The organism is Haloferax prahovense DSM 18310 (genome assembly GCF_000336815.1).
Classification (GTDB): Archaea; Halobacteriota; Halobacteria; order Halobacteriales; family Haloferacaceae; genus Haloferax; species Haloferax prahovense.
In genome coordinates, this window is the sequence record NZ_AOLG01000029.1 from 25,262 (window position 1) to 43,881 (window position 18,620).

The 18,620-nt window shown below is 65.1% G+C and carries 16 protein-coding genes; 8 read left to right on the plus strand and 8 right to left on the minus strand.

The features are described from left to right. Window positions 1-39 precede the first annotated feature (39 nt). The 4 genes from C457_RS09575 to C457_RS09590 form a co-directional block, all read right to left on the minus strand. Window positions 40-2,700, minus strand: a complete 2,661-nt coding sequence (locus C457_RS09575; RefSeq protein ID WP_008094082.1) for a heavy metal translocating P-type ATPase — start codon at window positions 2,698-2,700, stop codon at window positions 40-42. 95 nt (window positions 2,701-2,795) lie between these two features. Beyond that, window positions 2,796-4,205: a hypothetical protein gene (locus C457_RS09580; RefSeq protein ID WP_008094084.1), complete on the minus strand. Its 1,410-nt coding sequence runs from the start codon at window positions 4,203-4,205 to the stop codon at window positions 2,796-2,798. After that, window positions 4,202-4,459, minus strand: coding sequence for a hypothetical protein (locus C457_RS09585; protein ID WP_008094085.1), 258 nt, complete (start codon window positions 4,457-4,459; stop codon window positions 4,202-4,204). Before C457_RS09585 ends, C457_RS09580 begins: the two co-directional genes overlap by 4 nt. Before the next feature lie 143 nt (window positions 4,460-4,602). Continuing rightward, window positions 4,603-5,667, minus strand: a complete 1,065-nt coding sequence (locus tag C457_RS09590; RefSeq protein WP_008094088.1) for a DUF7350 domain-containing protein — start codon at window positions 5,665-5,667, stop codon at window positions 4,603-4,605. Window positions 5,668-5,865: 198 nt separating this feature from the next. On the opposite strand from C457_RS09590, the gene C457_RS09595 reads away from it, so the two are divergent. Continuing rightward, window positions 5,866-7,512 (plus strand): PAS domain-containing protein, encoded by a 1,647-nt coding sequence (locus C457_RS09595; RefSeq protein ID WP_008094090.1) that lies wholly within the window; start codon window positions 5,866-5,868, stop codon window positions 7,510-7,512. A 77-nt stretch (window positions 7,513-7,589) separates the two neighbouring features. Here C457_RS09595 and C457_RS09600 read toward each other — a convergent pair whose 3' ends face one another. After that, on the minus strand, window positions 7,590-8,006 hold the full coding sequence (locus tag C457_RS09600) for a VOC family protein (RefSeq protein ID WP_008094091.1): 417 nt from the start codon (window positions 8,004-8,006) through the stop codon (window positions 7,590-7,592). 255 nt (window positions 8,007-8,261) lie between these two features. On the opposite strand from C457_RS09600, the gene C457_RS09605 reads away from it, so the two are divergent. The 6 genes from C457_RS09605 to C457_RS09630 all read left to right on the plus strand — a co-directional run bounded on the left by C457_RS09605 (window position 8,262) and on the right by C457_RS09630 (window position 13,377). Then, window positions 8,262-8,630 carry a hypothetical protein gene (locus tag C457_RS09605; protein ID WP_049913490.1) on the plus strand — a complete coding sequence of 123 codons (369 nt, stop codon included), beginning with the start codon at window positions 8,262-8,264 and terminating at the stop codon, window positions 8,628-8,630. Between the two features lie 418 nt (window positions 8,631-9,048). Further along, on the plus strand, window positions 9,049-9,486 hold the full coding sequence (locus tag C457_RS09610; protein WP_008094095.1) for a type IV pilin: 438 nt from the start codon (window positions 9,049-9,051) through the stop codon (window positions 9,484-9,486). A gap of 237 nt (window positions 9,487-9,723) precedes the next feature. Next, window positions 9,724-10,164: a type IV pilin gene (locus tag C457_RS09615; RefSeq protein ID WP_008094096.1), complete on the plus strand. Its 441-nt coding sequence runs from the start codon at window positions 9,724-9,726 to the stop codon at window positions 10,162-10,164. A 154-nt stretch (window positions 10,165-10,318) separates the two neighbouring features. After that, the gene (locus tag C457_RS09620; RefSeq protein ID WP_008094099.1) at window positions 10,319-11,656 is read left to right on the plus strand and encodes a M20 family metallopeptidase; all 1,338 of its coding nucleotides are present in this window, start codon (window positions 10,319-10,321) and stop codon (window positions 11,654-11,656) included. A gap of 16 nt (window positions 11,657-11,672) precedes the next feature. After that, the gene (locus C457_RS09625; protein ID WP_008094101.1) at window positions 11,673-12,788 is read left to right on the plus strand and encodes an aminotransferase class V-fold PLP-dependent enzyme; all 1,116 of its coding nucleotides are present in this window, start codon (window positions 11,673-11,675) and stop codon (window positions 12,786-12,788) included. A 112-nt stretch (window positions 12,789-12,900) separates the two neighbouring features. Next, a complete protein-coding gene (locus C457_RS09630; protein ID WP_049913476.1) occupies window positions 12,901-13,377 on the plus strand; it encodes a YbaK/EbsC family protein in 477 nt (158 codons plus the stop codon). A gap of 208 nt (window positions 13,378-13,585) precedes the next feature. Here the strand turns inward: C457_RS09630 and eif1A are convergent, their stop codons facing one another. Continuing rightward, window positions 13,586-13,870 carry a translation initiation factor eIF-1A gene (gene eif1A, locus C457_RS09635; protein ID WP_081909257.1) on the minus strand — a complete coding sequence of 95 codons (285 nt, stop codon included), beginning with the start codon at window positions 13,868-13,870 and terminating at the stop codon, window positions 13,586-13,588. Window positions 13,871-14,989: 1,119 nt separating this feature from the next. Here eif1A and C457_RS09640 point away from each other — a divergent pair. Then, window positions 14,990-16,240, plus strand: coding sequence for an orc1/cdc6 family replication initiation protein (locus C457_RS09640; protein ID WP_004978076.1), 1,251 nt, complete (start codon window positions 14,990-14,992; stop codon window positions 16,238-16,240). A gap of 533 nt (window positions 16,241-16,773) precedes the next feature. Here the strand turns inward: C457_RS09640 and C457_RS09645 are convergent. Both C457_RS09645 and C457_RS09650 read right to left on the minus strand, forming a co-directional pair. After that, window positions 16,774-17,358, minus strand: coding sequence for a hypothetical protein (locus C457_RS09645; RefSeq protein ID WP_008094105.1), 585 nt, complete (start codon window positions 17,356-17,358; stop codon window positions 16,774-16,776). Next, on the minus strand, window positions 17,351-18,175 hold the full coding sequence (locus tag C457_RS09650) for a ParA family protein (protein WP_008094106.1): 825 nt from the start codon (window positions 18,173-18,175) through the stop codon (window positions 17,351-17,353). Before C457_RS09650 ends, C457_RS09645 begins: the two co-directional genes overlap by 8 nt. Window positions 18,176-18,620 lie beyond the last annotated feature (445 nt).

Below are 18,620 nucleotides of genomic sequence, written 5' to 3' on the forward strand. Positions count from 1 at the left end.
CGAAGATCGGGAAGTGAGGGGCGACGAGTCCCGTGAACCTCAGTCGTCCGGTCGAATCCGGGCGAGTCGCATCGCGTTGCCCGTCACGCCCATGGTCATCCCGGCGTCGCCCGCGAGGACCGCGAGCGCGACCGAGACGTAGCCGAAGGGCACGCCGACCGCGAGGACGGCCTTGATGGCGAGCGACGCCCAGATGTTCTGCCGGATGACGCCGTTCGCGCGGTGGGAGAGTTCGTAGAGGTACGGGAGCTTGGAGAGGTCGTCGGCCATGAGGGCGATGTCGGCCGTTTCGAGGGCGGTGTCGGTGCCGGCCGCGCCCATGGCGACGCCGACGGTGGCCGTGGCGAGCGCCGGGGCGTCGTTGATGCCGTCGCCGACCATGGCGACCGAGCCGTACTCGTCGAGGAGGCCCTCGACGGCGGCGACCTTGTCCTCCGGGAGGAGACCCGCGCGGAAGTCGTCGACGCCGACCTGCTCGGCGATGGCGCGGGCGGTCCCCTCGTTGTCGCCGGTGAGCATGACGACCGAGAGGCCGGCCTCGCGGAGTTTCGCGACCGTCTCGCGGGCGTCCGGGCGGACCTCGTCGGCGACGGCGACGACGCCTTCGAGGTCGTCTTCGGTCCCGACGAGGACGACCGTCTTGCCCTCGGACTGGAGTCGCGGAATCGTGTCCTCGACGAGGTTGAGACAGCCGTGGCGGTCACAGAGCTGTCGGACCTCCGCCGAAAGCTCCTCGCCGGGGCCGGTGACGTGGACGTGTTCGAGGTCGAAGCCGAGCTCCTCGAAGAAGCCGGGCTTACCGGCGAAGTGCGGGACGCCGTCGAGGTCGGCGCGGACGCCCTTGCCGGTGACGCTCTCGAAGTCGTCGACCTCGCGGGCGGCGACGCCCGTGCCCTCGGCGTGGGAGACGATGGCCTCGCCGATAGGGTGTTCGCTCCGGGATTCGAGGCCGCGCGCGCACCGAAGCACGTCCTCTTCGGAGTTCCCGTTGAGCGGGACCACGTCGGTGACGGTGAGTTCGCCCTTCGTGAGCGTGCCCGTCTTGTCCACGGCGATGGCCTCGATCGAACCCATCGCTTCGAGGTGCGTGCCGCCCTTGATGAGCACGCCGTTTTTCGCGGCCGACGTGATGCCCGAGACGACCGAGACGGGCGTCGAGATGACGAACGCGCAGGGGCAGGCGAGCACGAGCATCGTGATGCCGTAGACGAACCACGTCACCCAGTCGAGGCCGAACGCGAGGGGCGGTATCGCCGCGACCGCGACCGCGACGACGACCATGACGGGAGTGTAGTACGACGAGAAGCGCTCCACGAACTGCTCGCGTTCGGTCTTGTTGGCCTGTGCGTCCTCGACCATCGAGACGATGCGCGAGAGGGTGTCGTCGCCCGCGGCGGACTCGACGCGGACTTCGAGGTAGCCCGCCTCGTTGACGGTGCCCGCGAACACCTCGTCGCCCTCGGCCTTGTCGACCGGGACGGACTCGCCGGTGATGGGGGCCTGGTTGACCGCGCTGTCGCCCGCGACGACCGTCCCGTCGACGGGAATCTTTTCGCCGGGCTTGACGGCGACCACGTCGCCGATGTCGAGTTCTTCGACAGGAACGACCGTCTCCACGCCGTCGCGGAGGACCGTCGCCTCGTCGGGCGAGAGGTCCATCAGCTCTCGGAGGGAGTCGCGCGTGCGGTCCATCGAGTAGCGTTCGAGCAGTTCGGAGACGCTGAAGAGGAACGCGAGCGTCGCGGCCTCGAAGTAGAGGCTCGTCGGCCCGGAGATGAGACTCGCGGTCACGGCGCTGAGAATCGCCGCCGACATCAGGAAGTCGATGTCGAGACTGCGGTTCTTCGCCGAGTAGTAGCCGTTGCGGAGAATGGCCTGTCCACCGAGCGCCGCCCCGAGAATGTAGAGCAGTTCGACGACCGTGAACGAGACGCCGAGGACGCTCGCGACGACGAGTTCTAGCCCGAGTAGGTACTCCGCGGCGATGCCCGCCGCGAGGAAGCCGCCGCTTATCCACGTTTTCACCGCGCGCGTGCTGCGCCAGACGCTCTCGCGGTCCCCGCCGGCGTCAGCGTCGGCGTCGGTGTCCGCCTCGTCGGCGTCGGTTCCGGTGACCTCGTAGCCGGCGGCTTCGATGGCCGAGACGACCGAATCGAGGTCCGCGTCGGCCGCGAGCGTGACGACAGCGGTTCCGGTCGTCGGGCGCGTCTCGTACGACAGCACGCCCGGCGCACCGTTGAGCGCGTTTTCGACCTTTCCGGCGCAGGAGGCGCAGTCCATGTCCGGAACGGTGAACGAGACCTCGCGGGTCGAGGGGCCGTCTTCGACGGCGTAGCCCGCGCCCTCGATGTTGCCCCGGATGTCGTCGGGCGTGGTCCGGTCGGCGTCGTACTCGACGACGAGTCGGCCGGTCGTCGCCCGCGGGTCGATGTCGCCGACGCCGTCGAGTTTCCGGACGCTGGACTCGACCTTGTTCGCACAGGAGGCGCAGTCCATATCCGGCACGGAGAACTCCGCGCGGGTCGAATCGGCGGGCCCACCGGCGGAGTCGTCGCCCCCGGTCTCGCCGGCCGCCCCCGACTCCGACGCACCCTCGACCCCGCAGGCGTCGTCGCACCCGCATCCGTCGTCATCTGGCGGGTTAGTGGACGCGTCCGCCTCGTCGTCGGGGGCGGGCTTGCGTCCGTCGTGTTCGCTCATACTCGGCAGTAGTCAGGGACAGTTTAATAATTCACCTGTTAGTAATCGGGGTGTTACTGTTGCAATTTCACAACTCAATCGAACTGAGTTAATAATTAGAGGAACGGCGGGCTCGCCGTCGGCAGCGAGATGAGCCACAGGCTGAGAACCGTGTAGAGAATCATCACGGCGACGAAGGGGAACTGGCTCCGGACGGCCTGCAGTCGGCTGGGAAACGTCCGGTAGGCCTGCGAGTGCGCCACCCACACCGCGAGCAGGTGGCCGACGAGGACGAACGCGACGTTCAACCCGCCGAACCACGCGGGGAGCGTGAGGACGACCGGGTTCGCCGGCGACGACAGCGGCGACGACAACGCCCCCACCAGCATCGGCGACAGCGAGACGAAGAAGCCGACGTAGTGCGCGAGGTGATAGCCGGCGGCGATCGCGAGCAGCGAGGGCGCGAATTTGACCGCGAGGTCGAGCGGCGTCTCGAAGGTGTCGATGCGGCGGGCGGTCACCCGCGCCGCGAGGACGTACAGGCCGAGGAAGACCGCGAAGCCGCCGAGGTAGAGCAGTCCGTAGACGAGAAGCGGCGGAAGCCCGACGCCCGCGAGCGACCGGATGGCCGCCGCGCCCTGCTCGGTCGTGACGAAGCCGCTGAAGGTGAGTTCCCAGACGAGGACGACCGCGACGGCCACGTCGCCGAGGTCCGTCAGGTCGTCGTCGGTGACGAGTCGCATCCCCGGGAGGCGGAACGAGAGGCCGTCGTCGTCGAGCCGAACCGGTGCGACGCGGCCGTAGAAGTGCAGGAAGGCGGAGACGGGGTCGACCTTGTCGAACCACGTGTCCGCGCCGACGGCGACCGCACCGGCGAGCGTGACGACCGAGTAGGCGACGAGCGCGGTCGCGAGAACCGACGGCCGGGTCGTGACGTCGGTCGCGGTCTCGACCCAGACGAGCGCGAGAATCCCAGCCACCGCCGGCCAGCGACCGAGTCGCTCGGGATACGAGACGAAACCGTTCGGAACCGCCGAGACGACGGTTCGCCACGGGTTCAGCGCGCGCCACGTGTCGGCTACGAGGTACGAGAACATCGTGTATCCGGCGCGGAGTCCCGCGAAGACGACGATAACGGCGAAGCTGACGGTCGGGACCTGCGGGCCGGTATAGCCGAGATAGACCACGAGTGCGAGGAGCGCGAGGCCGAGGACGCCACCCGTGACCCGCAGGGCGCGCAGGACGCTGTCTGAGATACCCGCTTCGGACCCGGTCTGCCACAGGTGGACGCGCTCGATGAACCGGCGGTCGGTGACGAAACTGGCGAGGAGTGCGGAGGCCCCGACGGTCGCGCCGCCGGTGGCGAGATAGAGCCACTGCGGGACCGCGAGGTTGTCCTCCGACGCGCCCGCGAGGCCGACCGCGGCGTTGCTCGCGGCCGCCGGGTCGGCGAGAAGCGACAGGAGGCTCGCCAGTAGGAGACCGAGACCGAATCGTCTGAGGGAGAGGGGTCGGAGTCGGGTCATGATGCGAAGACGATAAACAGCATGAGGAAGCCGAAGTACAGCAGGACGAGGACGCCGAGCGCGCGGATGCGGAACGACTTGAGTTCGTCTTCCTCCTCGTAGTACGCCTCGCGGTACGCCTCGACCTCCCCGGCGTCGAGGTCGTCGGGGTGTCTCGCGCCCCGGTGGAGGACCAGCAGTCGCTCGGTCGGATACGCCTCGCCGCACGCTGTGCAGGTGTGGCGGTCGCGCGTCGCGTCGGTGTCCGTGGTCATCCGATAGTCACTCGAAGTTCGGGGAGGGTGGCTTCTGAACGTTTCTATCGCGGGTGTTCGCGCCGTTGACATCGAACGGGCCGGGGCCGGCGGCGGGCCGCGAGTGCGAGCAGCGAGACGCGCGACAGCGGCGGGGCGACGCCTCAGACGTCGAACCGCATCGATTCGAACTCCATGAACGCCGTCTCGTAGCCGTCGTGGCGCGCAACCTGTGGTGGCACGTCCACCGAGAGCGTCAGCGAGTCGCCGGATTCGACGCCGTCGACCCCCACGCCGTAGTGATAACTGAGGTCGGGGTCGAGCGTCCGGTCGAGTCGCGCCCCATCGAGCACCGCGGTTCCGCCGCGTTCGAGCGTGGCTCTGACGCCCATCATCGGCAGGACGAACTCGTTGTACGGGGTCCGCGCCGAGACGTAGAGGTACGAGCCGTCGACGCCGAACCGGGAACCGTCGTCGACGACGAGGGCGTCGAACAGGGCGTCGGCGCTCGTCCGTCGGCCGAGGTGGCGACCGGGGAGGTCGTCGACGGCGGGCGCTTTCCCGGTCGGGACACCCATCATCTCCATCGCGGAGACCGCGCCGCGCGACCCGGCATCGTCGCCGAGCCGACGCAGTTCCACGTCGTAGAGGTCGTCCGTCTCGAAGGCGAACTCGAACGTCGCCGTCTCGGCCGCGTCGAACCGCCCGACGAACGAGCCGGTTCGGGAAAGCGAGGTGCCGCCGATGTGCACGCGGGCCTCGTAGTCGCCCTCGCCGTCGAGAACGTAGTTCGAGCCGTAGTGCATCCCCATCTGCTGGGAGAGCATCGGGTAGGCGACCTCCTCGCTCACGAGGTCGCCGTCGCGGAGAATTTCGATGGAGACGCCGGCGTCCAGCGGGAGGACGGTCCCCGTCTCAGCGTCCCACAGCGACGCCATGAGGTGAATCGAGTCGTCGGCCTCGACGACGGTCTTCCCGAGTTCCGAACCGGCGGCGGTCCAGAAGCGGTGGGGGTACGAGTAGGTGAGCGCGACGCCGTAGGGACCGGCCGTCGTCTTCCCGTACATCTTCATCCCCTCGGTGATGGCGGGCAGGTAGACCGCGGCCGGACGGTCCTCGACGAGCGGCGGGTCGCGCCACGCCGACTGCCGTTCGAACCCGCCGAGACACCCCGCGGTGGCGGCGATAGCACCGATTCCGAGCGTCTTGATGGCGTCGCGTCGTTTCATGGTGTCTCGATAGCGTCTCGTCGGCTCATGGTGAGAGACCGCCGCGCGTCTCCGCGAAGCGGTCGAGTTACCGCAGCTAGCGGCCCGGTGCCAATGTCGGTTGCGCTTCCGCGTCGGGTTTCGAGGGGTGGTGCCGTCGTTATCAACTGCCGGTTTCCCGCACCACGTTTATATCTCCGCTCGCGCTCCGTTCGGACGATGAACGACTCGCCGTTCGACGGTCTCGACGCCCGCACGATGGCGCTGGCGTACCTCGGCTTCGGGACCGCAGGCATCCTCGGCGGCGAGTTACTCCTGTCGGCCACGCTGGGTGCGCCCCCGGCCCCCGAAGCCGAACTCGTCAAGGGGTTGGTTTTCGTCGCCGTCTCAACCGCGTTCGTCTGGGCGCTCGCCTCCCGGAAAGACCGGCGAATCGAGCGCCAACAGGCGTCGATTCGTTCGTCGCTGGACCAGCTTCGAACCGTGGTCGCCGCGTCCCCGGTTCCGATTATCGCGGTCACGCCCGAGGGGCGCGTAACGAGGTGGAACGACGCCGCCACGGAGGCGTTCGGCTGGGAGCGCGACGAGGTGCTCGGCGAGCCGCTCCCCTACAGCGCGGGCGAGAACAGCGAAAACAGCGAGGAGATTATCCGGCGGACCATCGACGAAGACGGCCTGTCGGACGTTTCGGTCGAGCGACGGCGCTCGAACGGCGACCTCCGGGGGTTTCGGCTCTCGACGGCGGTCGTCCGCGACGCCGACGACGAGCCCGTCGAAATCGTCGGCGTCTTCGTCGACGTGACCGACCAACGGCGACGGGAGCGACGCCTCCGCGAGTTCGAGCAGGCCGTCGAACGGGCGGGGCACGCGATTTACCTCACTACGCCCGACGGGGAGATTACGTACGTCAACCCGGCGTTCGAGGAGACGACCGGCTACGACGCCGCGGAGGCGGTCGGCGAGCCCGCGTCGATTCTCAGTTCGGGCGAGATGCCGGACGCGTACTACGACCGGCTGTGGCGGACCATCCAGTCCGGCGAGACGTGGCGGGAGCGGATTATCGACCGTCGGAAGAGCGGTGAGCTCTACACCGCGATACAGACTATCGCACCCATCGCGAGCGACGACGACATCCACGGCTACGTCGCCATCCAGTCGGACATCACCGAGTCGGAGCTGACCAGACAACGGCTCGGCGTCCTCAACCGGATGTTCCGGCACAACCTCCGAAACCGGATGAACGTCATCGAGGGCTACGCGGAGCTGATTCGCCGGAACGCGGCCGGCGTCACCGACGAGGACCTCACCGACGCCGCCGAGACCATCGTCGAAGCGGCGAGCGAACTCGTGGCGCTCTCGGAGAAGGCCCAGACCGTCTCGGACGCCCTCGAATCCGAGGCGACGCCGCGGCGCGTCTCGGCGCTCGTCGAGTCCGCCGTGTCGCGAGCCGAATCGACGTATCCCGAGGCGACGATACGAACGGACATCGAAACGGAGCTCTTCGCACGGGTCGACAGCCGCGTCGGCGCGGCGCTCGACGAGTTGATCGCGAACGCGCTCAAACACGGCGGCGAGACGGTCCACATCGACGTGTACCAAACGGAAGACGACGACTCGAAGCTCGTCGTCCGGGTCGCCGACGACGGGCCCGGCATCCCCGACGAGGAGTGGCGAGTCATCAAGCGCGGCGAGGAGACGCCGCTCGAACACGGGACCGGGATGGGGCTGTGGCTGGTCCACTGGGTCGTCAAGAAGGCGGGCGGAAGCATGGAGTTAGAACCGTCTCCCCTCGGGGGGACGGCCGTGACGCTGAAACTGCCGGTCGGAGCGGAGCGACCGCGAACGTGGTTCCCGAGCGAGGAGTGACCGCGCACCCCGCGATTGATCAGATACCACAAGCCCGACTAGCCGAGAGGTGACGCCCGTCGGGTCGAGCGTCCGATTCAGGTTTCGAGAAGTTCGACGAGGTTTCCCTCGGGGTCGCGGACGAACGCGATTCGCGTGCCGCTTTCGGTCGTCTGCGGTTCGCTGAGCGTCTCGGCGTCGGACGGGAGTTCCGCCACCGCGGCGTCGACGTCGTCCACCGAGAGGCCGAGGTGGGTCGCCCCGGGGCGGTTGAGCGTCGGTTCGTCGGTGTCGGCTCCGACCGGGTCGTACTCGACGAGTTCGATGCGTACGTCGCCGCCGTCGAGGTGGGCGAACCGCGCCGATGCGCCGTCGACGGAGACGGCGGTGGCGAACTCCTCGCCGCCGACTTCGAAGCGGGAGACGACCGGGAGGTCGAGCGCATCGCGATAGAATTCGAGCGTCGAATCGAGGTCACGAACGGTGATACCGACGTGGTGCGCGTTGGTGTTCACGGTTCGTCTGCGCGCGCAGAGCGTCAAAGGCGCTTCGTTCGAACCACGGTCGGCAGACGGCGACCGGCCGACACCGACCCGGGTTCGCCGCGCCGCCGTCTCGGTCCACTGGGTAGTGCTTCTCGTGCGCGCTCGCGAGGCGCGACGCGGGTCGGGGCCCCGTCGCCCAGCAGAGACCGTATCGCATATACCCGCTGGGCCGCCCAGATAGGGTACGATGGAACCGACAGGCACGCGATGCGAGGTGGTGCGGCCGTGAGCGAACCGTTCGTCGAATCGCTCCCCGGACGGGCCGTCCCCAAGTCGTTCGTCGCCGAACTCGAGACGAAAGAGGCGATTCAGCAGGCCGTCGCCGTCCGCGGTTACAACCTCGAACGCGACGGCGAGACGGTTCAGCACGCCTACCAACTGGTCGTGAACGTCCGCGGGAAGTACATCCTCGGGCTTCATCTCACGAACGGGACGTGGCGCGTCGTCTTCGACACCCGCGACCACCCGAAACTCGCACAGGAGGGCCCGCGCGCGGCCTACGAGGCCGTCCACGACGCGCTCTACGAGCGCGCGCCTTCCGACGCTGAGATAGACTTCGAGTCGACGCCGCGATTCTGGAACGCCACGCAGTAGGTCGTTCAGCGAGTTTTTTCTGCGTTTCAGCGTTCTCACGACCGTCACCGGTGCGTGCGAACGCGCGCGCCGCGGCGACGACCGGCCGAACCCACACCACCGTGTCCGCAGAAACTCGGGTGTGACACGGTTCGGACGGACGCGCCGTGCGGTCGCGGAGCGAATCCGAGGGGGAGAGCGTCAGAGCAGCGGTTCACCACCGGAGGTACCCGCCGATGGTATGCAGGTGGGATTGAACGGCTTAAATCCAGAATTCAGGCGTTAGGAGCGTCCTAACCGCTCGAATAGACCGGTAAGTCGCTGCGAAATTAAATATATCCGGAACATACGAAAGGCCAACAGGAGCCGGAACATGTGGCCGCTCGAAGTCCCGTGTGGTGGGCACGAGGTGGGTCTGAGGCCGGTCCTGGGTAGAACAATGGATATCAAGAAATTCCTTAGCGAATCACGCGCAGTCTCGCCGGTCATCGGCGTCATCCTCATGGTCGCGATTACAGTCATCCTCGCGGCCGTCATCGGAACCTTCGTCCTCGGTCTCGGCGACCAGGTCGGCGACACCGCCCCGCAGGCGAGCTTCAGCTTCGACTACGACGGTGCGCAGGAAATCACTATCACGCACGAAAGCGGTGACGCCATCGCCAGCGACGACCTGAGTGTCGTCGTCCCGTCGGACCTGACCGCACCAACCGTGACGAAGAACGACGGTGCTGACGACAACATGAACGCCGGCGAAACCATCGTCATCGAACTCGATGGCTCCGAGACCCTTGACAACGGCGACGAAGTGCGCCTCGTCTGGACCTCCGAATCGGGCTCCAACTCTGCGACCCTGCAGAAGTACACCTACAACGCCTGAACGGTCCGCAGCGTCACAGCCAACGAACCTCAATTTTTTCGGATGTTACCCCGAGAGCGACAGCGATCTCCGATTCTGGTACGGATCACGCATGATACGTGAAACGTCTTCTCAATACTAGTTTATATCCTCAGAGAACGTCAGGGAATCTGTTAGGTTAGCAGGCAAGCGTTCGAGGACTGACTCACATTTTTCTCAACGGTCGCCTCTCGTCCGGCACACCTAGGAGAAACAACTATGCAAATCAAGACAATGTTTACTGAGTCCCGTGCAGTCTCGCCGGTCATCGGCGTCATCCTCATGGTCGCGATTACCGTCATCCTCGCGGCCGTCATCGGGACCTTCGTCCTCGGCCTGGGCGACCAAGTCGGCGACACCGCCCCGCAGGCGAGTTTCAGTTTCAACTACGACGGGACGGAACTGACCATCACGCACGAGAGTGGGTCACAGATTGACGGCGATTTAGTCACCATCGCTGGCGATGTCAACGTCACCGCTACTGCTGACGCAAACAAGTGGTCCACCCTCGGCTCTGACACCATCAGCGCGGGTGAGTCCGTAGTCGTCAAGGACTCTGGCGAGGACGGGTTTGCCAGCGGTGATGTCGTCCGCGTCGTCTGGACCTCTGAATCCGGCTCTAACTCTGCAACCCTGCAGAAGTGGACCTACAACGCCTGATGGTAGAATCGGCGACGAGCCCCACCGCCTCTGATTCGGAACAACGATTTCTTTCGGAACCATCCCACGGAGAGACATCCACCTCGCACCGATAGTATTGTATTTATAGCACAAATTTACCCGTCCGCGGAGCGTACGCTCGGGCAGAGACCCCATGCCCAACGACCCGCCCGCCGTCGTCTACCTCCGCGAGCACCGCGAGGACATCGTCGACCTCGCGGCGACGCTCGTCGGCCACGACACGCAAAATCCGCCGGGAGACACGCGGGAGCTCGCGTCGTGGGTCGAATCGTTCTTTTCCGAACTCGGTATCGAGACCGAGCGCGTCGCCTCGGACCCGACGAAGCCGAACGTCGTGGCGACGCTCCCGGGTGCGACAGACCGGACGCTCGTCCTGTTGGGGCACCTCGATACGGTCCCGTTCGAGGCTGACGAGTGGACGCGCGACCCGCTCGGCGAGCGGGAGGGAAACCGGCTCTACGGGCGCGGCGCGACCGACATGAAAGGCGCAGTCGCCGCGATGCTCGCGGTGGCGAGAGCGTACGTCGAAACCGAGGTGGTGCCGGCGACGAACCTCGTGTTCGCGTTCGTCAGCGACGAGGAAGTCGCCGGCGAGGCGGGGTTGCCGACGCTGCTGGACCGGCGCGGGCTTTCGGCCGACGCCTGCGTCATCGGCGAGACGACCTGCGAAGGCGACCGACACTCGGTGACCGTCGCCGACCGCGGGAGCATCTGGATGGAGCTCGAAGCGACGGGGACCGCCGCCCACGGCTCCCGACCGATGCTCGGTGAGAACGCGATTCACCGCCTCTACCGCGCAGTAAGCGACATCGAATCCGTACTCGGGGACAGGCGGTTCGAGTTCGACCCCGCGGTCCGGGCGCTCGTCGAGGAGTCCGCGGAGTACTACGCGCCGCGGTTCGGCGCGGACGCGGCGCGAGAACTGTTCGAACGACCGTCGGTCAATCTGGGCGTCCTGTCGGGCGGCGACCGAGTGAACGTCGTCCCCGCCGCGGCGCGGGCGAGACTCGATATTCGCGTGACCGCGGGCGTCGACACGGAAACGGTACTCGACGGCGTTCGGGAGATCGTCGCCAGTCACGACGGTGTCGAGATTGTCGACGCGGACTGGTCGGTCGGGACGTTCGAGGACCCCGACGGCCCGCTGGCGAACGCCGTGGGCTCGGTCGCCGAGGGCGTCACCGGCGGGCGCGTGTACCGCCGGAGCGCGACCGGCGGCGGCGACGCGAAACGGATGCGGAACGCGGGCATCCCGACCATCGAGTTCGGTCTGGGAACCGAGACGGCTCACGCGGCCGACGAGTTCACCACGGTCGGGGCGCTCGCCGGCAACGCCGAGGTGTACGCCCGACTCCCCGACGAGCTGTTGCGGCAATTCGATAGTGGTACCAGAACGTTTGATTCGACGGGCGTGTCACCAGCAGGCACGACTCCTTCGCGACGCGGACGACGAGAGAATACCTCGCGATGACACCCGATAACGCACTATGACACCCGACGAACTCCGAACGACGATTCCGGCCCTCGACGACGTCACGTATCTCAACACCGGCGCGCACGGCCCGAGCCCGCGCCCCATCGTGGAGCGGGCAACCGAGTTCCTCGAATACCACGAGTACGACTCGCCGGGCGACGACGGCCCCTACCCGACCGCGTTCGACGCCTACGAGGCCGTCCGCGAGGACGTGGCCGCGTTTATCGGTGCCGAGACCGAGGAGGTGGCGCTGACCCAGAGCACTACCGACGGTATCAACCGAATCGCCACCGCACTCGACTGGGAACCGGGCGACGTCGTCGTCCGTACCGACCTCGAACACCCGGCGGGCATCCTCCCGTGGCGGCGGCTCGAACGCGAGGGCGTGGAGGTCCGCGTCGTCGAGAGCGACGCGGGGCGGCTCGATATGGATCAGTACGTCGACGCCGTCCGCGACGCCAAACTCGTCTGTTTCAGCGCCCTGACGTGGAACTACGGGACGCGGCTCCGCGTGCGCGAACTCGCCGACATCGCCCGTGACGCCGACGCGCTGTCGGTCGTCGACGCGGTCCAGTCGTTCGGCCAGTATCCCGTCGACGTGGAAGACTGGGGAGCAGATATCGTCGCCGGCGCGGGCCACAAGTGGCTGCTCGGGCCGTGGGGCGCGGGGTTCCTCTACGTCCGGCGCGAAATCGCGGAGGAAATCGAGCCACACGCCGTCGGCTACCGCGGCGTCACGGAGCCGAACGCCGACGGGCTCGACTTCGCGCCGGGAGCCAAGCGCTTCGAGGTCGGAACCACCAACCCCGCCCCGCACGTCGCGCTCCGAGAGGCTATCGGCATCGCCGAGCGCATCGGTCTCGACCGGACCGAAGCGCACATTCGCAATCTCGCGAGCCGATTCATCGAGGACGTCCCAGAAGGACGGCTGTTGAGCCCTCACGACCCGGAATCGGGACTCGTCTCGTTCGAAGTCTCCGACCCGGAGGGGACGGTCGAGCGTCTCAAGTCGGCGGGCGTGGTCGTCCGGACGCTCCCCGAGCCGAACGCGGTCCGCGCGTCGTTCCACAACTTCAACGACGAGTCGGACGTGGCGGCGCTTCGCGACGGACTCGACGGGGAGTGGTAGCTCCGTAGCTCGCGGGGGTGTCGAGAACGCGATTCGCGTGCGGTCGTTGACTCCCTCGCAGAATCTGCCTCGTCAGCGAACGTTCATATCCGGCGAGGGGGTACCCCTGAGTATGCATCCCACGGCACGCAATTTCGCCGACCAAGTACACGATTCTCACGGGTTCGAAGTGACTATCGAGGAGTTTCCGGAGGGAACCAAGACGGCCGACGACGCGGCCGCGGCCGTCGGCTGCGACGTCGCCCAAATCGTCAAGAGCATCGTGATGCGCGTCGGCGACGAGACGGTTGTCGTCCTCACGAGCGGCGCGAACCGCGTCGACGAAGCCACGCTCGCCTCCGAGTTCGGCGTCGAACAAGGCTCGGTTCGAAGCGCCAACCCCGGCGAGGTGAAGGAGGCGACCGGCTGGAGCATCGGCGGCGTGCCGCCGACCTGCCACGCAACCGACTGTCCCGTCCTCGCGGACCCGACGTTCGAGTCGTTCGACCGGATTTGGGCCGCCGCGGGAACGCCCGAGGCGGTGTTCCGACTCACGCCGGAGGACCTTCAGACACTTTCGGCGCCGCGATTCGTCGACGTGTTCGAGTGAGGCGGGGGCGAAACGAGCGGACCTCCGGCAGGCGGTTCGCGCTCGCGCCTTCGTTCTATTTTGCCGGGCGCGACGAGAGCAACACCACTATGTCCGCTGTTCTGTTCCATCGGTACTAACGGAGAATCGCTGGAGAGAAAACGCGGGGCTATCGGAGAGCCACGGCTGGTTCGTCAGGCGAGATAAACTCTCCTTTCGGAGAAAATGATTACTGGATGTGACCTTCGCGCCGGAGCTGGTCCGCGTCCTCGCCGGTGTATCGCCATTCGATGTTGGCTTTCTCGTCCTGCCAGTCCCACGGTTCAACGAGCACGACGTCGCCCTCGTTGATCCACGTGCGGTACTTCATGCGGCCGGGGATGCGGCCCATGCGGTTCTTTCCGTCTTCACAGCGGACTCGGACGTGATTGCCACCGTTGTGCTCTGTGACGACTGCGAACAGCTCGTTGTCGTTGGGCATTCGAAGGTTTCGACGCCCTTGATTTTCACTCACGTTTTTGCTCGGACCCGGAGACGGATAACTTATCGGATACTCGTGATACCAAATGTCATGACGTTGAAACCGCGGTGGCGGCGGTTTCGAACACCACGTTGTCCGCTGTTTTTCGACAGACCGACCGTCAGTAGGGAGTGGTTCGCGGTTACACACCACATAGATTCGCTCGAGGCTTCATTTTGGGATACCGGTCGCGGTCGGTCATCGCCGAGTCGTCGCTGAAGCGTTCGGACACGTCGCGGGGGTTCGAGGATTCCCCAGTAACACCACTATGTCCGCAGTTGTTCGTCGTCTCGGCCCCTGCAAAGACGCTTTCTCCGAGTCGCGAGGTTCCACCGAGCCACGGAGGACAGATATCGTCGGTAGACGAGGTATCGGTAGACTGAGTCACCGCCACAGTATCACCGCTATCACCGCCGCGGTTGTCCACGTCCTTCTCGGTCACGTGTTCTCTCTCAGAGCGTTCATAGGAGTCAAGCGGAGCGAGGAACGAGAGTCGAGAGAACGGGTGTTCGGGTGAGCAGGCGAGCGAAGCAGTCGGGTCGACCCCGTCGTGTGAGAACTAACGACGCGTTTGTGTGGTAATCGCTTCAGTACGCGTTCCGTGGGTATTACCTGAGAGTGGTTGATTGGAATTGGATTGCCGTTCGTCGGTTAGTGGTTGACACGGACACCACTTTGTCCGCTGTTCTCGGTGCGTGTGAACGTAGGGACGAGGCGGTGCGAAAACGGGGAACACTCACACCACTTTGTCCGCTGTTCTCGGTGTGAGACGGTACCCCCCATTGCCGTGAGCCGGTCCCCTACTGTCGGGTCCCTATCAACCAACTTAGTTCAGGAACGTTAGAATACGAATGAAAGTGGCCGTCCTCACACAGCTCCCATACAACTATAATTATTGTCTGTATTACGGAGTTAGTTTAAGCTATTGTATATTAAATCTTTCTCTATATCAGAACACGCGGCTCCGTCCAGTTGTTCCACCGGTTACCTTCGTTTCCCAGAACAGCGGACAAAGTGGAGGGGGTGTGTCCCCGCCCGAGTATATAAAACACGAGAACAGCGGACACTCCGGACGCGGTGGTTTTATCAACGAAGTGGTCGAACCGTGATAGTATGCCCCTATTCGAGCGGGACACCGAGATCTATCGGGACCGGGACGCCCTCCGCGAGGATTACCAACCCGAGGAACTCGTGGGGCGCGACGAGGAACTCCGTACCTTCCAGGCTGCGCTGCAACCGGTTATCAACGGCGAGCAGCCCAACAATATCTTCCTCTACGGGAAGACCGGCGTCGGCAAGACCGCCGCGTCGCGGTACTTACTCGGGCACCTCCGCGAGGACGCGAGTCACTACGACGACATCGACCTCAGGGTCGTCTTCCTGAACTGCGACGGACTCACGAGTTCGTATCAGATCGCGACCCGACTCGTCAACGAGTTCCGGTCGGAGTCGAACCAGATTAGCACGACGGGTTACCCGCTCGGATCCGTCTACGAGATGCTCTGGCAGGAGCTCGACGACTGCGGCGGGACGATAATCATCGTTCTCGACGAGATCGACCACGTCAACGACGACAGCATCCTCTATCAACTCCCGCGAGCGCGGGCCAACGGGAACCTCGACGCGGCCAAAGTCGGTCTCATCGGCATCTCCAACGACTTCTCGTTCCGCGACGACCTCTCGCCGAAGGTCAAAAGCTCCCTGTGCGAACAGGAGATTCACTTCCCCGCGTACAACGCGAAGAACCTCCGCGCCATCCTCGAGCAGCGCGCCAAGGTTGCGTTCCGCGAGGGCGTCCTCGCCGACGAGGTGATTCCGCTCTGTGCCGCCTACGGCGCGAAAGACGCCGGCGACGCCCGCCAGTCGATCGACCTGTTGATGAAAGCCGGCGATTTGGCCCGCGACGACGACACCGACCGCATCGAGGAAGAACACGTGAAACGCGGTCGGCGCGCCCTCGAGCGCGGCCGCATCAAAGAGGGAATCAACGGGCTGACCGAACACGGTCACCTCGTCCTCTACTCGCTTCTGACGCTCGAACTGGAAGACGAAACGCCGATTCGCTCCCGCGACGTCCGCCCCCGCTACACCCGCTTTACCGAACTCGCCAACCGCGACCCGCTCGTCCCGCGACGGATGCGCGACCACCTCAGCGAGCTCGCGATGCTCGGAATCGTCTCCGTCACCGAGCGAAACGAGGGTCGACGCGGCGGGACGTACCGCGAATACGCCCTCGATATGGACGTCGGGCTCATCGTCTCGGCCATGCGCGACACTATCGAACTCGTGGGCGTCCACGAGACGGTCGAACCCTTCCTCGACGGCGAGAAGACGAGCACGCTCGACGATTTCATCCAGCAGTAGGTGACCCGACTGAAGTTACTGCGGACATGATGGTGTTTGTCTCGAACCCACCTCCGCCGGAACGGCTCTCTGCCGTGTTTTGGAGGCGGTTGCTACTTCGACTCGTTCCTCAAAAGCATGCGTTCGTTCGGATTCGCCGGCCGTTTTCGTTACCGGTTTCCGACTGCTCGGAACACCACGATGTCCGCAGTAAATCGGCTATTTTCGCCGCTTATTCGAACAGCGGACAGTGTGGTGTTCCCAACTTACGCGACCGGCTGTTCACCAGGTAGCGGCCATCTCCGCGGCTCGCCGGCGGTACAACAGCGGACATACCGGTGTTCGGTGTCGCGCCTTTCCACGTTCGAACGCGACGTTCACTCCGCGTCTACGACAACAGCGGACGCCGCGGTGCGCAGCCGTCGTTTTCTCCGCTCCGCTGTCGATTGTCATCGGGCGTTTCGATAACCGGGCGGCAGGCTGTCGGTCTCGAACACCACACTGTCCGCTGTTCTCCGGACGTTCGAGCCGGTTTTGTTCGACTCTTCGGCTTCTCACTCCTCGCGAGTTTCGAGGACGGCGTCGGCGATTTTCTCGGGGTACTCGGCGGCGACGCGGACGAGAGCGTCGTGGAACTCGCGGCCGGTCAGGTCGCGCACGTCGTATTCTCGGCGGAGGTACGATTCGACTTCGAACTCGGCGTCGTCCAGTCGATCGAGCGTCGCAGTCCGGACGTAGATGCTCTTCGCGGTCGTCGCCTCGAACTCGAACGCCGGACCACCCGCTGTCTCCGTCGCCTGCTCCGTCTCGCCGGCGCTTTCCACGCCGTCTTTTTCCGCGGTCGACTCGACCGGCTCTCCGGGTTCGTCGCGTTCGCTGCTCTCGGGGTCCTCGCTGCTTTCGCTCGCGTCGTCGCTCTCGCTCGCTTCATCTGACTCCGAGTCGGTTTCGGGGTTCGAGTCGGGCGCAGGGTCGCCCTCGGACTCGGCTTCGACCGCTGGTTCGGGGGCTGACTTCTCGGACCCGTCGGGGGCGTCTTCGTCCGGGGTCTGCTCGTCGTCGAGTTCTGTGTCTGGTTCCGATTCCGATTCCGATTCCATCGCCTCGCCGAGGCCGGCGAACCGGTTTTCCTTAGGCATCGTCGGTCCCTCCGCGCTCGACGATTTCCGCGAGTTGGTCGAGTCGGTCGAGCATGTCGTTCGACGGGTCGTACTCCCGGAGGGTTTTCCCGTCGCGCCAGGCGCGACTGAACGCGATTCGGTGTCTGATTCCCGGCCCCTTGGAGTCGGGGTCGTCGAACAGGTCCGAGCGGGCGAACGGCGGGATGAACTGCTCGAAGGGGGAGTCTTCGAGGTCGCGGATGATGCGCTTTTCTTCGTTGTTTCCGGTGAGGTCGTTGGGGACGATAGCGAGGATGTCGAGGTCGACCTCGCGGCGAATCGGCCCGATTTGCTGTTCGAACATCCGCTCGAAGCCGCTCACGCTCGGCTCGCTCATGAGGAGCGGAACGACGACGTTCCCGGTTCCGATGAGCGCCGCGTCGGACAGCGGGCCGAGGCTCGGCGGCGAGTCGATGACGATGTAGTCGTAGTCGTCGTCCAACAGCGGGTCGACGATTCGGCGGCGGACCCAGAGCACGCCGAACGTCGAGTTCCGGACTCGGTCTTCGATGTCGTCGAGGTCGACGTGGGCGGGAAGCACGTCGAAGGCCTCGCGGTCGCGTATCACTTCGCGCACGTCCACGGGCTCGTCGTCGGTCAGCACGTCGCCGACGTTCGGCTCCGACGACTCGTAGGCGTCTTTCATCCCGACGCCCTCGGTCGCGTTCCCCTGCTGGTCGAGGTCGACTAAGAGCACGTCGCTCCCCCGCGCGGCGAGCGCGTCGGCGAGGTTGATGGCAATCGTCGTCTTTCCGACGCCGCCTTTCTGGAGAGAGACGCTCACGGCTCGCGACATCTATCGAGCCTCCTGCGGAGCGCGATGTTCACAAATTGTACACAGTCTACGCTGTGTCTGCTGTTTGAGCGGTGCAAACTCCGTCTGAACTGTGGACTGTGCGGACATTTGAGGGACTTGAACGGACCTTCCGCGGCGTACCACATAATTTTATCCACGACTTTTGAACCGTTGGGACTGCTTCTACATTCTATAATTTCTACAATGTCTACAAATTTTAAAAATTGTAAACTGTCGCCTGCCGGTATCCGGTGATTCGCCCGCGCTCTCGGTTTGTGGACCGTTTCAGCTTCGTCCGAGGCGTTCGGTTTCCGAACGCCGTTCGCGTTCTGCGAAGCTTTCACACTGTGCGAATCGTTCGCGGTGTAGACTACCTCAACACTCTACAACCTCTACAATTCATACAAATTTCACAATTTGTACAAATTGTACACAGCTCGAGACC

Coding starts and splice junctions, on each gene's coding strand:
- C457_RS09590 (WP_008094088.1), bottom strand. CDS start 5,667: ATGAAACGACGCGACGCCATCAAGACGCTCGGAATCGGTGCTATCGCC.
- C457_RS09580 (WP_008094084.1), bottom strand. CDS start 4,205: ATGACCCGACTCCGACCCCTCTCCCTCAGACGATTCGGTCTCGGTCTC.
- C457_RS09650 (WP_008094106.1), bottom strand. CDS start 18,175: ATGTCGCGAGCCGTGAGCGTCTCTCTCCAGAAAGGCGGCGTCGGAAAG.
- C457_RS09640 (WP_004978076.1), top strand. CDS start 14,990: ATGCCCCTATTCGAGCGGGACACCGAGATCTATCGGGACCGGGACGCC.
- C457_RS09615 (WP_008094096.1), top strand. CDS start 9,724: ATGCAAATCAAGACAATGTTTACTGAGTCCCGTGCAGTCTCGCCGGTC.
- C457_RS09575 (WP_008094082.1), bottom strand. CDS start 2,700: ATGAGCGAACACGACGGACGCAAGCCCGCCCCCGACGACGAGGCGGAC.
- C457_RS09620 (WP_008094099.1), top strand. CDS start 10,319: ATGCCCAACGACCCGCCCGCCGTCGTCTACCTCCGCGAGCACCGCGAG.
- C457_RS09630 (WP_049913476.1), top strand. CDS start 12,901: ATGCATCCCACGGCACGCAATTTCGCCGACCAAGTACACGATTCTCAC.
- C457_RS09645 (WP_008094105.1), bottom strand. CDS start 17,358: ATGCCTAAGGAAAACCGGTTCGCCGGCCTCGGCGAGGCGATGGAATCG.
- C457_RS09625 (WP_008094101.1), top strand. CDS start 11,673: ATGACACCCGACGAACTCCGAACGACGATTCCGGCCCTCGACGACGTC.
- C457_RS09595 (WP_008094090.1), top strand. CDS start 5,866: ATGAACGACTCGCCGTTCGACGGTCTCGACGCCCGCACGATGGCGCTG.
- C457_RS09585 (WP_008094085.1), bottom strand. CDS start 4,459: ATGACCACGGACACCGACGCGACGCGCGACCGCCACACCTGCACAGCG.
- C457_RS09610 (WP_008094095.1), top strand. CDS start 9,049: ATGGATATCAAGAAATTCCTTAGCGAATCACGCGCAGTCTCGCCGGTC.